14 protein-coding genes and 2 pseudogenes are annotated in these 17,206 nt (G+C 45.5%); 3 read left to right on the plus strand and 13 right to left on the minus strand.

From position 1 onward, the window contains the following. Positions 1–5: 5 nt before the first annotated feature. Positions 6–509 carry a TRAP transporter small permease gene (locus WKT10_RS05620; protein WP_066543356.1) on the plus strand — a complete coding sequence of 168 codons (504 nt, stop codon included), beginning with the start codon at positions 6–8 and terminating at the stop codon, positions 507–509. Next, positions 506–1,807, plus strand: a complete 1,302-nt coding sequence (locus tag WKT10_RS05625; RefSeq protein ID WP_337434409.1) for a TRAP transporter large permease — start codon at positions 506–508, stop codon at positions 1,805–1,807. Before WKT10_RS05620 ends, WKT10_RS05625 begins: the two co-directional genes overlap by 4 nt. On the opposite strand, the gene WKT10_RS05630 is transcribed toward WKT10_RS05625, so the two are convergent. Together WKT10_RS05630 and WKT10_RS05635 are read right to left on the minus strand one after the other, a co-directional pair. Further along, a complete protein-coding gene (locus tag WKT10_RS05630; RefSeq protein ID WP_445292997.1) occupies positions 1,804–4,053 on the minus strand; it encodes a ribonucleoside-diphosphate reductase subunit alpha in 2,250 nt (749 codons plus the stop codon). The two genes, WKT10_RS05625 and WKT10_RS05630, sit on opposite strands and share 4 nt — an antisense overlap. Before the next feature lie 18 nt (positions 4,054–4,071). After that, the gene (locus WKT10_RS05635; RefSeq protein ID WP_066543542.1) at positions 4,072–5,115 is read right to left on the minus strand and encodes a ribonucleotide-diphosphate reductase subunit beta; all 1,044 of its coding nucleotides are present in this window, start codon (positions 5,113–5,115) and stop codon (positions 4,072–4,074) included. A gap of 161 nt (positions 5,116–5,276) precedes the next feature. On the opposite strand from WKT10_RS05635, the gene WKT10_RS05640 reads away from it, so the two are divergent. Continuing rightward, positions 5,277–6,155 carry a DUF3881 family protein gene (locus tag WKT10_RS05640; protein WP_066543359.1) on the plus strand — a complete coding sequence of 293 codons (879 nt, stop codon included), beginning with the start codon at positions 5,277–5,279 and terminating at the stop codon, positions 6,153–6,155. Positions 6,156–6,157: 2 nt separating this feature from the next. Here the strand turns inward: WKT10_RS05640 and yaaA are convergent, their stop codons facing one another. From yaaA to WKT10_RS05690, 11 genes and pseudogenes are all read right to left on the minus strand, one after another. Then, positions 6,158–6,910 (minus strand): peroxide stress protein YaaA, encoded by a 753-nt coding sequence (yaaA, locus tag WKT10_RS05645; protein WP_296034799.1) that lies wholly within the window; start codon positions 6,908–6,910, stop codon positions 6,158–6,160. Further along, complete coding sequence (bcp, locus tag WKT10_RS05650; protein WP_066543362.1) at positions 6,907–7,362, minus strand: thioredoxin-dependent thiol peroxidase; 456 nt, start codon at positions 7,360–7,362, stop codon at positions 6,907–6,909. Before bcp ends, yaaA begins: the two co-directional genes overlap by 4 nt. Positions 7,363–7,941: 579 nt before the next feature. Continuing rightward, positions 7,942–8,148 carry a hypothetical protein gene (locus WKT10_RS05655; RefSeq protein ID WP_296034802.1) on the minus strand — a complete coding sequence of 69 codons (207 nt, stop codon included), beginning with the start codon at positions 8,146–8,148 and terminating at the stop codon, positions 7,942–7,944. Positions 8,149–8,175: 27 nt separating this feature from the next. Further along, positions 8,176–8,262: pseudogene (locus WKT10_RS16015) on the minus strand (Fic family protein); the annotation flags it as partial. A 155-nt stretch (positions 8,263–8,417) separates the two neighbouring features. Next, positions 8,418–8,798, minus strand: a complete 381-nt coding sequence (locus WKT10_RS05660) for a hypothetical protein (RefSeq protein WP_340276015.1) — start codon at positions 8,796–8,798, stop codon at positions 8,418–8,420. A gap of 342 nt (positions 8,799–9,140) precedes the next feature. After that, positions 9,141–9,515, minus strand: a pseudogene (locus WKT10_RS05665) (relaxase/mobilization nuclease domain-containing protein); the annotation flags it as partial. An 85-nt stretch (positions 9,516–9,600) separates the two neighbouring features. Further along, entirely contained in the window at positions 9,601–9,894 is a 294-nt protein-coding gene (locus WKT10_RS05670) for a hypothetical protein (RefSeq protein WP_066543375.1), read from the minus strand. A 108-nt stretch (positions 9,895–10,002) separates the two neighbouring features. After that, entirely contained in the window at positions 10,003–10,179 is a 177-nt protein-coding gene (gene mobC / locus WKT10_RS05675; protein WP_445292998.1) for a plasmid mobilization relaxosome protein MobC, read from the minus strand. A 102-nt stretch (positions 10,180–10,281) separates the two neighbouring features. Beyond that, positions 10,282–11,328 (minus strand): Fic family protein, encoded by a 1,047-nt coding sequence (locus WKT10_RS05680; protein ID WP_066543384.1) that lies wholly within the window; start codon positions 11,326–11,328, stop codon positions 10,282–10,284. A gap of 569 nt (positions 11,329–11,897) precedes the next feature. Continuing rightward, positions 11,898–16,148: a SpaA isopeptide-forming pilin-related protein gene (locus WKT10_RS05685; RefSeq protein WP_015573073.1), complete on the minus strand. Its 4,251-nt coding sequence runs from the start codon at positions 16,146–16,148 to the stop codon at positions 11,898–11,900. A gap of 70 nt (positions 16,149–16,218) precedes the next feature. Next, positions 16,219–16,923 (minus strand): hypothetical protein, encoded by a 705-nt coding sequence (locus WKT10_RS05690; RefSeq protein ID WP_024721696.1) that lies wholly within the window; start codon positions 16,921–16,923, stop codon positions 16,219–16,221. Between the last annotated feature and the right edge of the window lie 283 nt (positions 16,924–17,206).

The raw sequence follows: 17,206 nt of genomic DNA on the forward strand, positions 1-17,206 counted from the left end.
GCTATATGAGAGAATTTTTAACATCTGTAAAAAAATGGATGACTTTTCTTTTGTCCAGAATTGCAACACTTCTTCTTTCCGTAATGACGTTTTTAGTACTGTATCAGGTATTTACACGTTATGTCTTAAACAGCCCTGCCGCATTTACGGAGGAGCTGGTACGTTATTCCCTGATCTGGACCGGATTTATCGGCGCTGCCTATGCATTCAGTACAAGGGAGCATATGTCGCTTGTGCTCCTTCAGGAAAGCTTAAAGCCAGAAGGCCGCCGGATCCTTATGATCTGCATTGACACCCTGATTCTTATATTTGCCATTTTTATTATCACCATCGGCGGTTTTAAGCTGGCCATGAGCGCCCAGAAGGTTTATTCTGCCCTTCTTGGCATTCCAAGAAGTCTGGTTTATGCAATGGCTCCTGTTTCAGGTATTTTTATCATTATTGCACAGCTCATCAATCTTTATGAGGATGTGACAGGTATTAAAATTGAAGGAGAAAATGAGTCATGAGTATTGGTATTACAACGGCCGTCCTGTTTGCGGTATTTGCAGCCCTTCTTTTCCTTGGCTGTCCCATTTCCGTAGGCATTGTAATTTCTTCTATTGTTGCTGCGGTATCCTCCCTCTCCTGGGATCAGATTACCTTTATCACCATGCAAAAAATGAACAGCGGTGTGGAAAGCTTTTCCCTTCTTGCAATCCCGCTGTTTATCCTGGCAGGAAACATAATGAACAACGGTGGTATTGCCAAACGCCTTGTAAACTTCGCTCAGCTTTTTGTAGGCTGGTGTCCCGGCTCTCTGGCTTTAGCTAATATTGTAGGCAATATGCTCTTTGGAGCGCTTTCCGGTTCCTCTGTTGCCGCAGCTTCTGCCATGGGAGGCTGCATCTACCCGATCCAGAAGGAAGAGGGCTATGATCCAGCCTTTGCAACGGCAGCTAATATTGCTTCCGCACCTACCGGTCTTCTGATTCCGCCAACCAGCGCATTTATCGTATATTCCACGGTTGCAGGCGGAGTATCTATTTCCACACTGTTTATGGCCGGTTATGTTCCAGGACTTCTCATGGGGCTTGGTTCTATGGTTGTAGCTTTTTTGTATGCAAAAAAACATAAGTATCCAACCTCAGGCTTTCCATCCATGCAGACTGCAGTAAAGGTTACTCTGGAGGCTCTTCCCAGCCTTCTGCTGATTATCATCGTAATTGGCGGTATTGTAAGTGGTATCTTTACAGCAACTGAGGGGGCAGGTATTTCCGTACTGTACTGCCTGATTCTTTCTCTCTGCTACAAAAGCATTAACTTTAAGAGTTTTTCTAAAATCCTGGTAAGCAGTGCCTGCACCAGCGGCATTATCCTGTTCCTGATCTCCGCCTCCTCAGCTATGTCCTTTGTAATGGCATATTCAGGAATCCCGGCAGCCATCAGTACGGCTATTATGTCTGTTTCTTCTAACAAATATGTGATCCTGCTGCTGATGAATGTAATTCTGCTGGTAATTGGTATGTTTATGGATATTACTCCTGCAATCCTGATCTTCACACCGATTTTCCTTCCTATTGCAGAAAGCCTTGGAATGAGCAATATCCAGTTCGGTGTTATGCTGATTTTTAATATGTGTATGGGAAATATAACGCCGCCTGTAGGATCTGTCCTTTTCGTAGGCTGCGGTATCAGCAAAATCAGCATTGAACAGGTAGCAAAAACTTTACTACCTTACTTTATTGTACTTTTTATCCTTCTGCTGGCAGTTACCTATATCCCTGTACTTTCTCTGGGCGTACCCTCTCTGATGGGGCTGCTCTAAGAAGAGCAGCTCTCACATTCCTCCACCTCTAAGGACTTGGAGCGGACATAGTAAATCGTCTTTACGCCTTCTTCCCAGGCCTGGATATACAGGTTTAAAACCTTGCGGAAGGTATAGCTGTTGGTGATATACAGGTTCATGCTCTGAGCCTGGTCGATATGGCGCTGGCGGATGCCGCAGGCTTTTATGCTCCAGCTCTGATCTAACAGATGGGCATTTTTATAATACCAGTATGATTCGGGAGTCAGCTCCGGGGCCACCCTTGGGAGCATGGCTCCCTTTTTTTCTTCCAGATAGAAGCGGTGCATAATGGGGTCAATACCGGCTGTGGTTCCCGAAAGGATACTGGTTGAGCTGGTAGGAGCAATGGCTAAAAGATATGCATTCCGCATTCCCTGGGCTGCCTTTGCGGCAATCTGTTTCCATCGGCTTCCCGTATAGCCCCGTCTGGAAAAATAGGTTCCGGTCTGCCAGCCGCTGCCCTCAAACAGAGGATAGCTTCCCTTTTCCTTTCCCAGATCCGCACTGGCCTCGATGGCAGCCTGGCTGATCCGTTCAAAAAGCCTGTCCACAAACAGAAGGTGCTCCTGGCTCTCCCATTTAATCCTCCGCTTTGCCAGCATATGGTGATAGCCGGAAACTCCCAGCCCGATGCTTCTGTATGCATGGTTTGTAAGCTCTGCATAGGGAAGAGGATAAAAATTAAGGCCAATTACATTGTCCAATGCCCGGACTGCGGTCCACACGGTATCCTCTAACACGCCATCCTCCTCCAAAGGAATATTTCCCAGAGAAAGGCTCGCCAGATTACACACCACAAAATCCCCCGGACGCACCCTGGTAACAACCACAGGATCGCCGTCCTCAGTCTCTACCGTCTGGCTGACGGTTTCCATGGGAGACATATTCTGCGCAATTTCCGTACAGAGATTGGAGCAGTAAATCATTCCTTTATGGCTGTTGGGATTGGCCCGGTTTACAATGTCCCGGTTAAAGGCAAAGGGCGTTCCCGTTTCCACCGCAGATTTGATAATCAGACGCACCAGCTCCTTTACCGTCACCGTTCTGCGGCTTAACCGGGAATCTGCCACACATTCCTCATAGCGCGTTTCCCATTCTTCCCCAAAATAATCTTCCAGAAAATAGCCCTTTACCTCATGGATCTCATGGGGGCAGAACAGATGCCAGGGAGCATCCAGATTTTCCTTTGCCAGTCTCCAAAACCGATCCGGATAACATACAGCCGGAAAAATATCATGCGCCTTCATCCGATCGTCGCCGTTATTGGTGCGGAGCTGAAGAAATTCCGGCAGATCCCTATGCCATGCATCCAGATATACGGCGGCGGCTCCCTGGCGCATCCCCAGCTGATCTACGGCTACTGCTGTATCATTTACAAGACGGATCCAGCGGATCACACCTCCGGCCGCACCTTCAAAGCCCCGGATGCTGCTTCCGGCCGCACGTACCTTTCCGAAATACAGTCCCATACCGCCGCCGAATTTGCTGACGCGGGCAAAATTGTCAATGCTTCTGTAAATTCCCTCCAGACTGTCGGAAACCGTATCAATAAAGCAGCTGGAAAGCTGATGGTAAGGCTTTCTTGCATTGGAAAGCGTAGGGGTAGCCATAGTCACATACATCCGGCTGAGCATATCATAAAACTTTCTCACCCAGTACAGGCGGTCTTTTTTCTCTTCCATGGCAAGATGGAGGGCAATTCCCAAAAACATCTCCTGAGGCGTTTCTAACGGCTCCTGACGGCGGCTTCGGATCACATAGCGTTTAAGCAGCAGATCCAGTCCGGAATAGGTAAACAGATGATTCCTTTCCGGACATAAAAACGTCTCCGCCTCCTGTATCTCCTCCTTTGTATAGTGTTCCAAAATGTATTCCCCATAGAGTTTTTCCTCTGTCAGATAACAAAGCTTGCTGTAAAAATCCGTGATTCCCAGCACTTTAAGCCGTCCTGACAGCTCCCGCCTGAAGGATGCTCCCAAAAGCCTGGCTGCGATCAGCTCCCACTTTGGAGACTGCGCGCTGGTAAGCTCCACTGCCGCTTTTACGAGAGCCGCCCAAAGCTCCGGCTCTTCCATTCCCGGTCTGGCAAAGCTGCGGAATTTTTCCTCCAGAAGCTCAAGACTGTACGCTTCATCCGTAAAATCAGAACATATTCCCTCTAAAACGGTTCTTAAGAGCGCCTGAAGCTCTGCATCCTCCTTAAAAATCTGCATTATCATTTCCATATATCATATCCTTTTCTTTTATAAATCATCAATCAGGGCCGTGCTCTTGGCATAAGCGGTGCTCCGGGCCTCAAAAAAATCCGTCTTTACCAGATTTGCATTGGAATACTGGCTGACCCAGGCCATATTTTCCGGCTCCTTTTCAAATCCTTCATAGACAGGGTCAAAGCCCAGGCTCACCCAGCGGAGATTTCCCAGATAATAAATATAATCCCGGATCATTTCGGCTGTGAGGCCGGAAATACGATCCCCGATCACATATTCCCCCCACAGGATTTCCTGGCGGACGCCCTCCATCAGAAGTTCCTTCATCATTTTCACATTTTCGTCTGTAAACAGCTCCGGACGTTCCTGCTTTAATTCCCGGATCATATTTCTGAACAGCCACAGATGGGTATTTTCATCCCGATTGATATAACGGATCTCCTGCGCAGAACCGGGCATCTTTCCATTGCGGCTCAAATTGTAAAAGAACATGAATCCGGAGTAAAAATAGATTCCTTCCAGAATATAATTTGCCATCAGGACGCGCAGAAAGGCCTCAGGGCTTTTATTTTCCTGAAATCCATTGTAACATTCCCCGATAAAGGTATTGCGTCTTAAAAGATGCTCATCTGTCTTCCACTGGTACAAAATAGCGTCACGCTCAATGGGACTGCAGATCGTATCCAGCATATAGCTGTAGCTCTGGCTGTGGATACATTCCTGAAAGGTCTGTATATTCAGACAAAGGTTAATCTCATTTGCAGTAATGTATTCTCCAATATTGGGAAGATTGGCTGTCTGAATGGAATCCAAAAACACCAGAAAGCTTAAAATCTTATCATAGGCGGCCCGTTCCGCAGGGGCCAGCTTCGGATAATCCTTCTTATCCTGTCCCAGACTGATTTCCTCAGGAATCCAGAAATTATTCATGGCCTGACGGTACCAGTCCTTGACCCAGGTATAGCGCATATTGTTAAAATCATTCAGATTTGTGGTATTTCCCCCGATCATGCGTCTTGCATTAAGACTGGTATCGCCCTGGGGATTAAAAAGCGGCTTTTTCGTAAGCTGATCCATGGATGTTCCTTTCATTTTTTAATATCATATTTATTATCTTAACATGGACTGTCAATATATCCTCTTTTTGAATTCCCTGCGTTTCCTGAAAAAAACACTGGCAATCTCTATGAAAGTAGGCTATAATGGGCTGAATGGTTTTTCAGAAAGAGGGTGACATTATGCACAAATATATGCGAACCATCGGATTCAGCCAGTATACCTCCCGCCAGGATCTGGATAAGCTTTTAAAAAAGCTTGTAAAGGACGCTTCCAAATCTGATATTTTAAAAGAATCTGACGGAGAAATGTTCTGCGAACTGCGGGCACAGACCGCTCCCGGCATGGGCGTTGCCATCGCCGGACGTTTAAGCCAGAGAGGAATCTTTAAGCAGGAATACTATTTCCCATATGTAGAAAGCAGCCAGGTCACATCCACCGCGGACTGCTCGATCCAGCGCCATACGGAGCGTGAAACCTTTGCAGGCCTTTTAGATGAATACCGGGTAGGGATTTCTCTGATCTTTTATATGGAAAATTCGATGGAATACCGCCTGCGCCTTAAAAACAGCCAGCCGGTCTTTCCAAAGAGCGCTTCGCTCTCGGCTCTGTCCATTCATGGAAAAATCCTTCTTCCGGTCCAGAAGACACCCCAGCAGACGGAAGACCGAAAAAAAGCGGCCAGCAAACGCAGCCGTCTCATCGAAGCCGCCAAACGGGGCGATGAAGAGGCCATCGAAACACTGACCGTAGAAGATATTGATCTTTTCTCCTCTGTATCACGCCGTGTGGCAAGAGAGGATATTTATTCCATTGTAGACACCTGCTTTATGCCCTCCGGCATTGAGTGTGACCAGTATTCTGTCATTGGAAATATTTTATCTGTGGACCGCAGGATCAACCGCATTACCGGAGAAGAAATCTTTCTTCTGGGCCTGGAATGCAACGACCTGCTCTTTACAGCTGCAATCAACGCTGCCGATCTCTTAGGAGAGCCTGTTCCCGGACGCCGTTTTAAGGGCCAGGTATGGATACAGGGAAATGTATGCTTTGAAGCCTAGTTCTATTCCGCCTTCACTCTCTCAAATATGTACCTTGTATCGGAAGAAAGCTCCTCTCTGAACCGATATCCCAATCGGTCAAAGCTGCGGATTTCTGACGGATCCTCTATGCGGTTTTCCGCCATAAAACGAACCATTTCCCCGCGGGCCATTTTTGCATAGGTTCCCTTTGTCACAAGCTTTCCTCCGGCTTCTTCACAAAAGACCGGAGTGATATATCTGTCTTCTTCAGAAAGACAGACCTCAATACATTTGGAATACTCTTTGGAAGCCAGATTCAGGATGATTCCACTTTCATCTCTTACTGCCTCATACAGCCTGTTTCCCCACAGAGCGTACAAATCCTTATATCCGCCGACAGCGGCCCTGGCCTGCATCTCCAGGCGGTAAGGCGTCACGCCGTCCATAGGCCTTAAAACGCCGTAAAAAGCCGACAGGATGCGCAGATGCTCCTGAATATATTCAAACTGCCCTGTTTCAAATACAGCCGGAGCCATATACTGATAGGCGATCCCTTCATAGGAGAGCACTGCCGGGGTAAGGTTTTTTCTCAGATCCATGTGGGCCAGACGTTCAACGTTCTGCCCCACGATCCGGTCATTACAGACCCACAGCCGTTTCAGCTCCTCCTGCGTTCTTGATCTAAGCCAGGCTAAAATCTCCTCCGTCTGATCCAGAAATTCGGGAAGACCCATATATGCAAGCGTATCCGGATCTTCCTTCATCTTTTTAGCCGGTGACAGTATGATCCTCATTCCAGCTCACCCAACATCTTTTCTGCATCTTCCGCAGCCTTTACCTTATCATTTGCACGGATGATAATTCCATTTTCATCAATCAGATAGGTTGTACGGACGACGCCCATGGAAACCTTTCCATAGTTCTTTTTTTCCTTCCACACATCATAGGCCTCAATGACCTTGCGCTCCGGATCGGACAACAGAGTAAATACAAGACCGTACTTTTCTTCAAATTTCTTGTGAGAAGCCACTGTATCTCTGCTCACGCCTAAAACAACAGTTCCCTTTTCCATAAACTGGGGATACCGCTCAGAAAATCCGCAGGCCTGTTTGGTACAGCCTGGTGTGTTATCCTTTGGGTAAAAATACAGGATTACCTTCTTTCCTCTGTATTCTTCTAATGTGTGTATTGTTCCGTTCTGATCCGGAAGTTCAAAATTGGGAGCTTTGATTCCTGTGTTCAGCATGGTGAAATCCTCCTTATATATGGTAAATTTTTGTTACGATAATTGGGGTATGGACATATAATAAATAGTTTTTATGGGAAATACAAGTGAAATTTCTGTTTCATCCTGTCATCATGCTGACTCCGTCTTCAAATTTCGATGAAAGCTCAGCTTCACCATATAAATCAAAAAACGCCGCACCCCCTTACAAAAAGTAAAGGACTACGGCGTCATCTTCCAGCGTTCCCGAGGTGACTTGAACACCCGATCTACCGCTTAGGAGTACAAGTTGGGAGTTATTTTGCTGGCATCCAAATGTTTCCCTATGTTCGTGAATGCCTTGATTTTACTTGCTTTTATGTTCTTCTGTGTCTGAATAAGAACATTGAAATCTGCCTGGGTCAAACGCATTTTGGGTGGCAAAATGATGGCATTGCCACCTTGGGGCTTTAGCCTTTGCGAAACCTCTAGTTCATACATATGGCTACCATTGTCTTCTGCAGGCAGCAATGATAACGTGATTTCCTTATTAAATTACTCAATATTATACAGTGAGTACAGCCGGATGGCGATATGGTTTTGACTACTCATGATTACATTCTAAAGAAGTTTTCGATTCCAATCAATAAAAACATCTTCCACAGATATTGCATTAAAAATATCTAATTTTAGTTCTTCATCAGAATCATATGTACAGGTTAGTATTGCAGCAAGAATTCTGCGAAGCAAATCTTCATCAATATGTCCAGCTGCTACATGATAACTGATATTCTCCATTTCTCGAAAGTATATATTAGCAACTGCCATATAACCATTTTTAAGCAAAAACATTGCTGTTAAAGTAATAGCTATCCGTTTATTACCATCGCAAAAGCAGTGAAATTTACAAGAACAATAAAACAAATGCAAAAGCTTATCCAAAAAAGTGGGATATTAATTATCGTTTTGAATATGACACAACACACTTTCAAGTTTCCCTATGTCGAGTTCACCGCAATCGCCACCACCACTATTCCGAATGGTTGCAAGATGAATATCCCGTGCTTCATCTATTGAAATATAGTGTATATCGGCCATCAATTGCGCTCCTTCAATCTCTTCAATACATCTTGATTCTCATGCATAAGCAATTCAAGTTCATCGCCAGCGACTCCTAAGAATTTCTCGTATTCTTCTGCTTCCAGAGGCTTAATATACTCTTCCAATTGCATATGAAATGCATCGCGTAAAGCCATATCCCTACTAGCCATTTTGGTACGTGCTCTAAGAATCAGGGGCTTCCATAAAGGTAATGACTCAAAGGCTGAAAACAAACCTGACAATTCCCAGTTATTTAGTTTTCTTCCCAACTGCGTAGACTGATCCTTAATCATTGCCGCTAATCCACATTCGTAAGACGCAATTAGATCTAAGACCTCAGAATACATCGTATCTCTGACGCTATCTCTTTTAGACAAATGTAAAACCTGCTTATATTCCTGGGCTTTTTCTCGAAAAATGCTTTAGTAAATTTTATCCGTATAAATTGCATATTTGCTATTTCCCATGGAAACATAGTCTCTAAGAGCATCAGTAAATTCACGTCTATAGTTTTCTTCCTGCAAAAACGCACTGATAAAATCCCTGTCACGTTGATTGATATATTTTGTCGAACCGCCCGTCCTTTGATTAACGAAATCAATAACAATATCCAACATGATCTGCCGGAGAACTTTTGCATTTTCACTTTCAACCAAGAACATCGAAATATTCAAAAATGCCTTAAAATCAAATAATGCAATTTGAGGAGTTCGATTGCTGATATGATTATGCACATGGGCTCGATCCGTGTGCGTTGCCACGATAAAGGCATACTTTCCTTTGGTAAACCGAAGGGCCAGCTCATGCCCCAATCGGTTTGCTTCCTCCGGCGTGATCTCTCCCGGTTTGAAGGACTAGCGGATCTGATAGGCGATCACTTCATGCTTTTGCCGCCGACCGGTGATCTGCTCATACTGACGCTTGGACAGCATAAACTCTTCGTCCACGGTCATCGGGTCACTCTGATAGCCGGTGACCAGTTCGCCCTTTTCGGTCTTTTCCGGATTCTTTGCATAATCCGTTCTGTCACCCAGACTCTGAGCAATGGTTTTCCTCTTGTTTACATGCAGGGGAATGAGTCTTGTTGCTACCATGGTCATCTGCTCCTTTCTCGAATTTTGGCATAAGAAAAGACCTGAGGAGTTTTTTTATTTCCCAGGTCCGGTATGTTATAAACTATTATGAAAAAATGAATTGCAAAAGCTTGCCCGTCAGCGCTTCCAGTCCCAAAGAGATCATTTCAGCAAACATCACTGCCCGGAACACCAGAACTGCAAATCCAAAAACCAGCGCAGCATAGATCCAGACGTGTTGAAACAAAAGCATCACAATGCAGACGACCAGCACCAGATATAAAAGGCCGACGACCATTGCGGAAAGGTTCAATGCAAGGGAGTAAAAAATTGAGAATACAGCGACGATTGCCATAATCGGCAGTGCGATTATTCTAAACGGGAGTTTGATCAACCACATATATACGTCCTCCATTGTCGGTTCTAATGATAATTTATGAAGCGATTGATTTCATGTCAAGGATGTCGCTTATGTATCCGGTGTGACAGCATACCTGCCACACCGTTTTTACTGGATCGTTGCCAGTCTGGCAAGGATCTCCTTCGTAATTTCCCGGATCTCGTTCTGCCTGTTCTGCAAATCTTTGATATCCTCCGTATAGATGGAGCCGGTCTCATTGGCTCGTTTTGCGTACTGATTCAGGTTGTTGCTGCAGTAACGGAGAAGCCCTTCTCGAGACCGCATGTGCACCTGCAGCTGGAGAAGGGCATAAAAAAATAGCCAGAGCTGATGATCAGTCAGTTCCAGCTATGTAAATGTATTCAGTTTGTCAACCTCTCTTCTATGCTATTTCAAACGAATATAACAAGTAGATTTTCCCGTACCTTCGCGTTTTAATTCACCGGCTGCAACCAATTTTCTCAGTGCACCTTCAACAGAACTAAGACTCAGTGATGGACACTGCTCCCTGATATCCTGCTTCGTAAAACGACCGATTTTATTCAGGGTGGCTTTTCGGACCATATCAATGGCAGGAAGTTTCTCCTCCACGATAGCAAACCGGTCTCCAAAGTCCTTATATGCAGCCAGAATGGTACCCAGCAAATATTTGATGAATGGAACTGCATCCTCGGTTCCTTCGTGCCAGCCATGCTGCGAACGGCTTAGTGCCTCATAGTACAAATCCTTGTTTTTCGCGATCTTGGCTTCCAGAGAAATGTATTTGCCAACGTAGAACCCAGAGCGATACAAAAGCAGTGTAGTCAGCAGACGGCTCATTCTCCCGTTTCCATCATTAAAGGGATGGATACATAGGAAATCGTGGATGAAAACCGGAACTGCAATCAAGGGCTCCAGTTCCATATTTCCGATTACCCTGTTGTACTCTTCACAAATCCGATCCAATGCCTTCGGCGTTTCGAAAGGCGCGAGGGGAGTGAAAAGAATTTCAGTATGACCATCCGGATAAGTGGCGCTGATATAATTCTGGACATTCTTTGTCTGTCCGGCCATTGGATTATTCATATGGCTGTACATAATCTTGTGAAGCTGCAGGATGTAGTTTCTTGTCAGAGGAATGGCATCAAAGCTTTCGTGAATAATAGAAAGTACATCGCGGTATCCCGCAATTTCCTGCTCATCTCTGTTCCTGGGAGTCGTTTTCTCCTCAACCAACTGCCGGATTCGTGTATTAGTGGTAACAATACCCTCAATGGCATTGGATGCCTCTGTACTCTGAATCTTTGCAATCTCAACCAGCTTCTCTAATTCATCCGGGCGCTGCTTCAGGTAAAGCTCCTGTTTTCCAGCTTCCTTATAGATTGCGGCGATAAGCCCCAGAATCTCAGAATCCCATTTCTGCTCCCGGATTGTTGAGTAGTTAAAATCTCTCATTCCCTTAACCTCCGTTCTTTCCCTTATATTATATTGAATTTTAATGGATAGTCAATTACCTTAAATAAAAATTCCCTTTATTTCTTTTCAAAAATAAGGGGAACATGCTTTGATAAGGGATAGTATACTCTCATTTCCGGCGCTTTATTCATCACATTGTATCTGAAATCAGAGAAGAACAGAAAAATAGCCAGAACTGATGACCAGTCAATTCTGGCTATGTAACAGGTGACTTTCGCCACCCGGTCGGATTTTCTACTCCGACAGCAGTTTTGGACTTAACCGAAGAGTCCAGAAAGCAGATGTACCAGCGTGATACCTATCCGCTCTGCTGTATAAGCTGCATATCGTCATACCTCGTTTCGGGGCATTCTCTGAGTATTGCAAGCACCTTGCTGTCAACCGTCTTTTGCTTATTCATAATGCACCTCCGTAAAAGAACGGTGGGCGAAGTTTTCACTCCGCCCACACAAGCGTTCCTTATTTCTTTCTGTTCTTAATCTGCAAGAAGATAAAGCCGCCGATAATAAAGGCGACTAATACAACTGCTACGATTGTTTTAGCGTCCATTACTCATTGTCCTCCTTCTTCTTTTTTCTGTACGCAACAACGGCTGTGCCGACAATACCGAGGGCAGAAAGTCCCGCAAGTGCCGTCCACAAGCCCACATTGCTGTTATCTCCGGTCTTTGGTGTATCTCTCAGCTCATTGTGCATTTCCACAACGGTAGTAGAACCGACCTTTACGGTTGCAATCTTATCCGCAGGAAGCACATAGGAAGCAGAAACACTATCCTGAACCTCGGAAATGGTGTAATCGCCGATACGAAGTCCCTCGATAATGATTTCGCCGTTCTTATCGGTCGTGAAGCTTCGGTCGTAACCGTTTACTCCTGTAACTCTGAAAGTGAAGCCTTCAACCTTACCGTCAGAGGAAGTTTTAACGATTTTCAGGTTTCCTTTCATAGCTGTGTTAATAAAGCCGACGCCGGCTTTGTTTTCTACCTCGTAGGTGGTTTCATCTTTTTCAATGAAAACAGAGTACACACCCTTATCAAGCTCAAAGCCATCCGGTGCTTTGGTTTCTCTTACAAGGTATTTTCCGTAAAGAAGTTCCTTCATCTCGTAAATACCGGTAGAGGTTTCGGAGAGAGTTCCGATAAGCTCGTCGGCGTCATCCAGTTTACCGTCGCCGTTTACATCTTTGTAAACCTCAAAGGTCGCTCCTGTCAGCTTGTTGTCCGGGTAATCTTCATCGACCTTAGTCAACTTGATATTGCCGTGAACATACTCATTGACGATTTCGACCTCAATGACCTGAGCGACCTCGGAGATTTTAACTTCATAAGAAGTTTCATCAAGCACGAAGCCCTCCGGCTGCTCGATTTCTCTTACAAGCCAGTTGCCATACGGTACTTTCTCAAAAGAAAAGCTACCGTCTTTTTGGGAGGTAGCAGTCATCAAAGCATTTTCTTTTGTAAATTCGGTTTCATCAGCCTTAAACAGACCGATTACAGCACCTCCCAGTGCTTCGCCGTTTTCGGTAATCTTCTTACCGGAAACAGAACCGTAAATGAGCTTGTTTTCAATCGGCTTGCCGTCATTGACCGCAATCTCAACATTTGCGGTATCCTGACCGGCATAGCTGAAAGTGAACGGATACTTGGCGTCGGTAAGGATATAATGCTCATCGGTGGCAAGTTCCTTTACATAGTAGCTTCCGAAAGGAAGGTCGGTTTTGATAACAGCCTTGCCGTTCTCGGAAAGTGAGATAATCTCAATCAGTCCGTCTGCCGGAATAGAAGTACCGCTTGCAGAAACAAGTTCTTCTGCGGCGAAAAGTCCGAAGCTGATATTCTTCATTTCATCGCCGTTGCCGATATTGAAGATGTCGTTCTTTTCAATAGTCTTTTCAAGACTTACCGCTACTTTCTGCCTGTCGTTTACAAAGCTTGTGGCGGTTTCGGTTACAGACACTTCCTGACCGGCATAAGTCAGCTCAACATCGTGAGCTTCTTTGTTGATGACCATACCCTCCGGTGCAGTAATTTCAACCACCGTATATTTTCCGAGATAAAGCTCCTTACTCTTGGCAAGTCCGTTTTCATCTGTGGTAACAGTATCTACTACCTCGCCCTTTGCATAACGGAGTGTACCGTCGGGAGTGATAATATCTTCTGCTGCGCTAATCTCATAAACTGCACCTGCAAGACCTTTCACTTCATAGACAGGCTGATAAATCACATCGGCGTTTTCCACGCCGGAGATATTTACCCCTGAAAACACCTCGCCGGTCTTTTCAATGCTGACTGTACCTTTCTGTGCCATATTAGGCTTATCGACCTTAATCACGGTAATACCACCCTCATCGGAAGAATGTTCCTCTGCCACATCAAAGTACACCGGTGTGCTGTCAAGCACATATCCGTAAGGAGCCTGAACTTCTACAAGAGAATATCCCTTGCCGTATTCCAGTTTTTCCGGTGTCACAAGCTGTCCGTTTGCGTCGGTGTAGAAAGTATCAATCGTTGTCGGAGTAGGATAAGTGAAGGTCATTGTTACCTGATTGCCGTCAGGGTCAAAGATTTTGAAGCCTGCACCGGCATAAGGAATGTTTTTACCGCTTTCTGCGTCCACCTTGACAACCTTGATATAGCTTTCAAAGTTTGCGTTGTTGATAAGATAGCGGTAGGTCTGTCCGTCCTGAGCAATGAACACATCAAAGTTCTTCATCAGCTCACGACCTTCCCAACCGGAGGTCTGATGAACGGTATATACGCCGTAAGGCATATCCTTTGTCTGCCCGAAACCGTTTTCATCACAGACAATGACATCTCTTTCATCTTCTTCTGCTGCGTCAAAACTGCCGGAAGATTTGAGATAGATTTCAAAGGTTGCTCCGTTTTCCGGTGTTTCAATCTGAGTTTCGCCGTCATCGGTGTGCTTGATAATGGCGATATTGCCTTTCATAACCTGTTCGGTAACATCATTTGCTGTCTGATTGTGTTCCACCGTATAAAGCTGCGGTTCAGCACCGACCTTGTGAACAGTCGTATCAAGCAGATAACCCTCGGACGGCGTGATTTCACGGATTGTCCAGTCATTATCACAGACATATTCCTTTGTGGTAAACTGCCCGTTCTTATCCGTCACATACTTGTCCACAAGGGTTTCGCCTTTATAGATACCGTAAACTGCTCCGGCAAGGGTAGCGTCGCCCTGCGGTGTGCCTTCCTCTCGGTCGCTCTTTGTTACGGTTACGCTGAACTTTTTGAGAATGTTCGTGAAGTTTCTTGTGGTTACTTCTTTCCAGTTAATCGGTGCGGTCTGATTTGCAGGCACAACATAACGGATTGCGGTATCCACTTCCTCAATGGTGTATGGGGTAGTGCCGCTGATAAGCACATCATCAAAAGAAGCAACACCGTTCTTATCTGTCACGGCATACTCATCGACAGCAATACCGGAAAGAGATGTGCCGTAAAGATGGAAGGTAACGCCCTCAACCAAGTTATCCTCAGAAGATTTGATGACCTGAAGATTACCTCTTTTGAGAACATTATTGAAATTGACCTTTGACACCTGACCGGCAACAACAGTTACTCTGTGAACCTCCTGCGGAACATATTTGTCGATAGACTGTTCTGTTACCGTGTAAACACCGGGCATAAGGTTATCCAGTTGGAATTTACCGCCGTTTGCGGTTGTTACAGTCTGATTGACACCGTTACCGCTTATGGTAAACTGAATGCCGTCAACCTTTCCGTCCTCACTTGTCTTTACAATCTGACAAGAGCCGTAGCTTACCTTCATTTTGACAAAGCCGCTGACAGGGTCACTGACCTCCTGAGCATAAGTGACCACATCCTGAATGCCGTTTCCGTTCTGATGGATACCGTCAGACCATACGACAACACCTCTGCGGACACCGTTCTTTTTTGCGGCTGTGATGGTAAATTCCTTGCTCGGAGCTTTCTCCATCGAAACAGTCAATTTGTTTCCGCTGACAGAGAAAGAAACCCCGTCAATGTTTGCCGAGAAGTTGTAATTGCCAAGCACACCGTTTGTATCGGTGAGAGTAGCAACATACTTGCTTCCGTTCCATTCAAGCTCGTTTACCTTTGCAGAACCGCTTGACCTTGTGCAGAAGCTCGGCACTTTGGTGTGATTCTGAACACTTGTTACCATACTGTTGTAGTACGACAAGATTTTACTGCGGAGTGGGTGTGCAGTGCTTACACATTCAAGCACGGCATTGTATCCGCTGGTAGAAACGTGATTAAAGCCTGCGTCTCTTTCTCCGACAATCGTTTCCCAAATCAAAATCTGAGTGGCATAAGCGTGTGCGATGCAGTTTGCGTCGCTTTCATTCTGCGACTTCCAGCTTGTCGAAATACCTCCACGGTAGCCGTACTGCAAGATACGACCGATAAGCAGGCGAATGTCATCGCCGGAAATCGTTCCGTTCGGGCTGATGTTATTAAAGAAGTTCTCGTCCTTTTCGGTGAGAGTATCTCCAGTCCGCTGACCTGTACCCGGTTCAATACAGTAGGCAATATTGCCCGAATACGAACCCATTGCACGAAGTCCTGTATATTTTGTGGACAAGCCTTTCCAACCGTTCATATAGTTGAGATTGCCGTGTCCCCATTCGCCGTTGTTATTGGTATCTCCGCTTCGGGGATAATCGACGAGGTACACATCGGCTTTTTCTCCTACGGCTGCAAAGGCTGTCGTTGCCCCAATGCCCGTAAAAGCAGTAAGGCTCATAACCGCCGCCAACATAAGCGAGACGGCTTTCTTGAATTTTGTTTTAACCATTGCGTTTTCCTCCTTGAAATGCAAAAACGCACCGATTTTACTCAGTGCGTCCGCTTAAAATTATTTTGTTTTAGCAGTAGCCGATATAGATGTTGTAATCCGTATCGGATAGCTTTTCTGTCCATATCCACACAGCGGTAAAACCCTCGCTGTTCTTGTATCGGTTCAGTCTGCTTTCAATATCAGACTTGATACCGCTTCGGTTAGGATTTGCGGATATGGGGTTGTCCCAACATTCTGTCGCCGTGATGTCAAGAGAAAGCCCTATGCTTACCGCATACTCTTTTGCGTAACTAACATAAGGGCTGACATCGAATGTCTGCTTGTGCGGCTCTGTCGGTTTCGGTTCTGCCGGCTTTTCAGTCGGTTTTTCAACCGGCTTTTGTTCGGCAGTTGTCTGTTCTTTTGGCTGTTCCGTTTGTTTTTCGGGTTCAGCCTGCGTGGTTGTCTGCTTCGGTGGCTCTGCCTTTGGCTTTTCGGTTGCAGGAGTATCAGCCGTTTTTTCTTCCGCCGGTTTTGTCTGAACAGTCGCAACCGTCTGCCTTTCAGCGGTTGATTGGCTTTCTTCTGCCGTAATCGGTGTTTCTTCCTGAACTGTCGTGCTTTCCGGTTCTTCTGCCGTTTCTTCCTGAGAATCTGTTTCGGTATTACCAGCCGGAAAAGAAGTCTCTGTTTTCGTAATCTCCTGTGCAGCTTCTTTGGCTGTGTTACCGTTACAACCTACGAGGAAAATCATCAGGCAGGCAAGAACACAAGGTATCAGCCTGTTTTTCATATCCATCGCTCCTTTCTGCCTTAATCGTAATCAAAACCGGTCAAAACATCAAAGGTGCGATTGGCTGAACTTTTTATCGTAGCAGACATTTTGCTTTTGCTCCAAATGTGCGAACCCTTTTATAGACAGCTATATGTTATTAGAGATAGATATACTCAAGGGAGATAGAGTATATTTTTCAGCAGGTTAATAGCCGGTATATATAGGGGTTAGAGTGTGAGAAAGGGGGAAGGCTATCGGCTGTCACGGTCGGCTCTGCTTCGCAGAAACTTGTTGTAATGCT

Source organism: Enterocloster sp. HCN-30185 (assembly GCF_037890305.1).
Taxonomy (GTDB): domain Bacteria; phylum Bacillota; class Clostridia; order Lachnospirales; family Lachnospiraceae; genus Enterocloster.

Excerpts from the sequence above, each read along its gene's own strand:
- WKT10_RS05680 (WP_066543384.1), bottom strand. The coding sequence starts at position 11,328 with ATGAGAGATTTTAACTACTCAACAATCCGGGAGCAGAAATGGGATTCT.
- WKT10_RS05635 (WP_066543542.1), bottom strand. The coding sequence starts at position 5,115 with ATGGATCAGCTTACGAAAAAGCCGCTTTTTAATCCCCAGGGCGATACC.
- WKT10_RS05685 (WP_015573073.1), bottom strand. The coding sequence starts at position 16,148 with ATGGTTAAAACAAAATTCAAGAAAGCCGTCTCGCTTATGTTGGCGGCG.
- WKT10_RS05620 (WP_066543356.1), top strand. The coding sequence starts at position 6 with ATGAGAGAATTTTTAACATCTGTAAAAAAATGGATGACTTTTCTTTTG.
- WKT10_RS05625 (WP_337434409.1), top strand. The coding sequence starts at position 506 with ATGAGTATTGGTATTACAACGGCCGTCCTGTTTGCGGTATTTGCAGCC.
- WKT10_RS05630 (WP_445292997.1), bottom strand. The coding sequence starts at position 4,053 with ATGGAAATGATAATGCAGATTTTTAAGGAGGATGCAGAGCTTCAGGCG.
- WKT10_RS05640 (WP_066543359.1), top strand. The coding sequence starts at position 5,277 with ATGCACAAATATATGCGAACCATCGGATTCAGCCAGTATACCTCCCGC.
- WKT10_RS05670 (WP_066543375.1), bottom strand. The coding sequence starts at position 9,894 with ATGTGGTTGATCAAACTCCCGTTTAGAATAATCGCACTGCCGATTATG.
- WKT10_RS05655 (WP_296034802.1), bottom strand. The coding sequence starts at position 8,148 with ATGGCAGTTGCTAATATATACTTTCGAGAAATGGAGAATATCAGTTAT.
- WKT10_RS05690 (WP_024721696.1), bottom strand. The coding sequence starts at position 16,923 with ATGAAAAACAGGCTGATACCTTGTGTTCTTGCCTGCCTGATGATTTTC.
- yaaA (WP_296034799.1), bottom strand. The coding sequence starts at position 6,910 with ATGAGGATCATACTGTCACCGGCTAAAAAGATGAAGGAAGATCCGGAT.
- bcp (WP_066543362.1), bottom strand. The coding sequence starts at position 7,362 with ATGCTGAACACAGGAATCAAAGCTCCCAATTTTGAACTTCCGGATCAG.
- mobC (WP_445292998.1), bottom strand. The coding sequence starts at position 10,179 with ATGCGGTCTCGAGAAGGGCTTCTCCGTTACTGCAGCAACAACCTGAAT.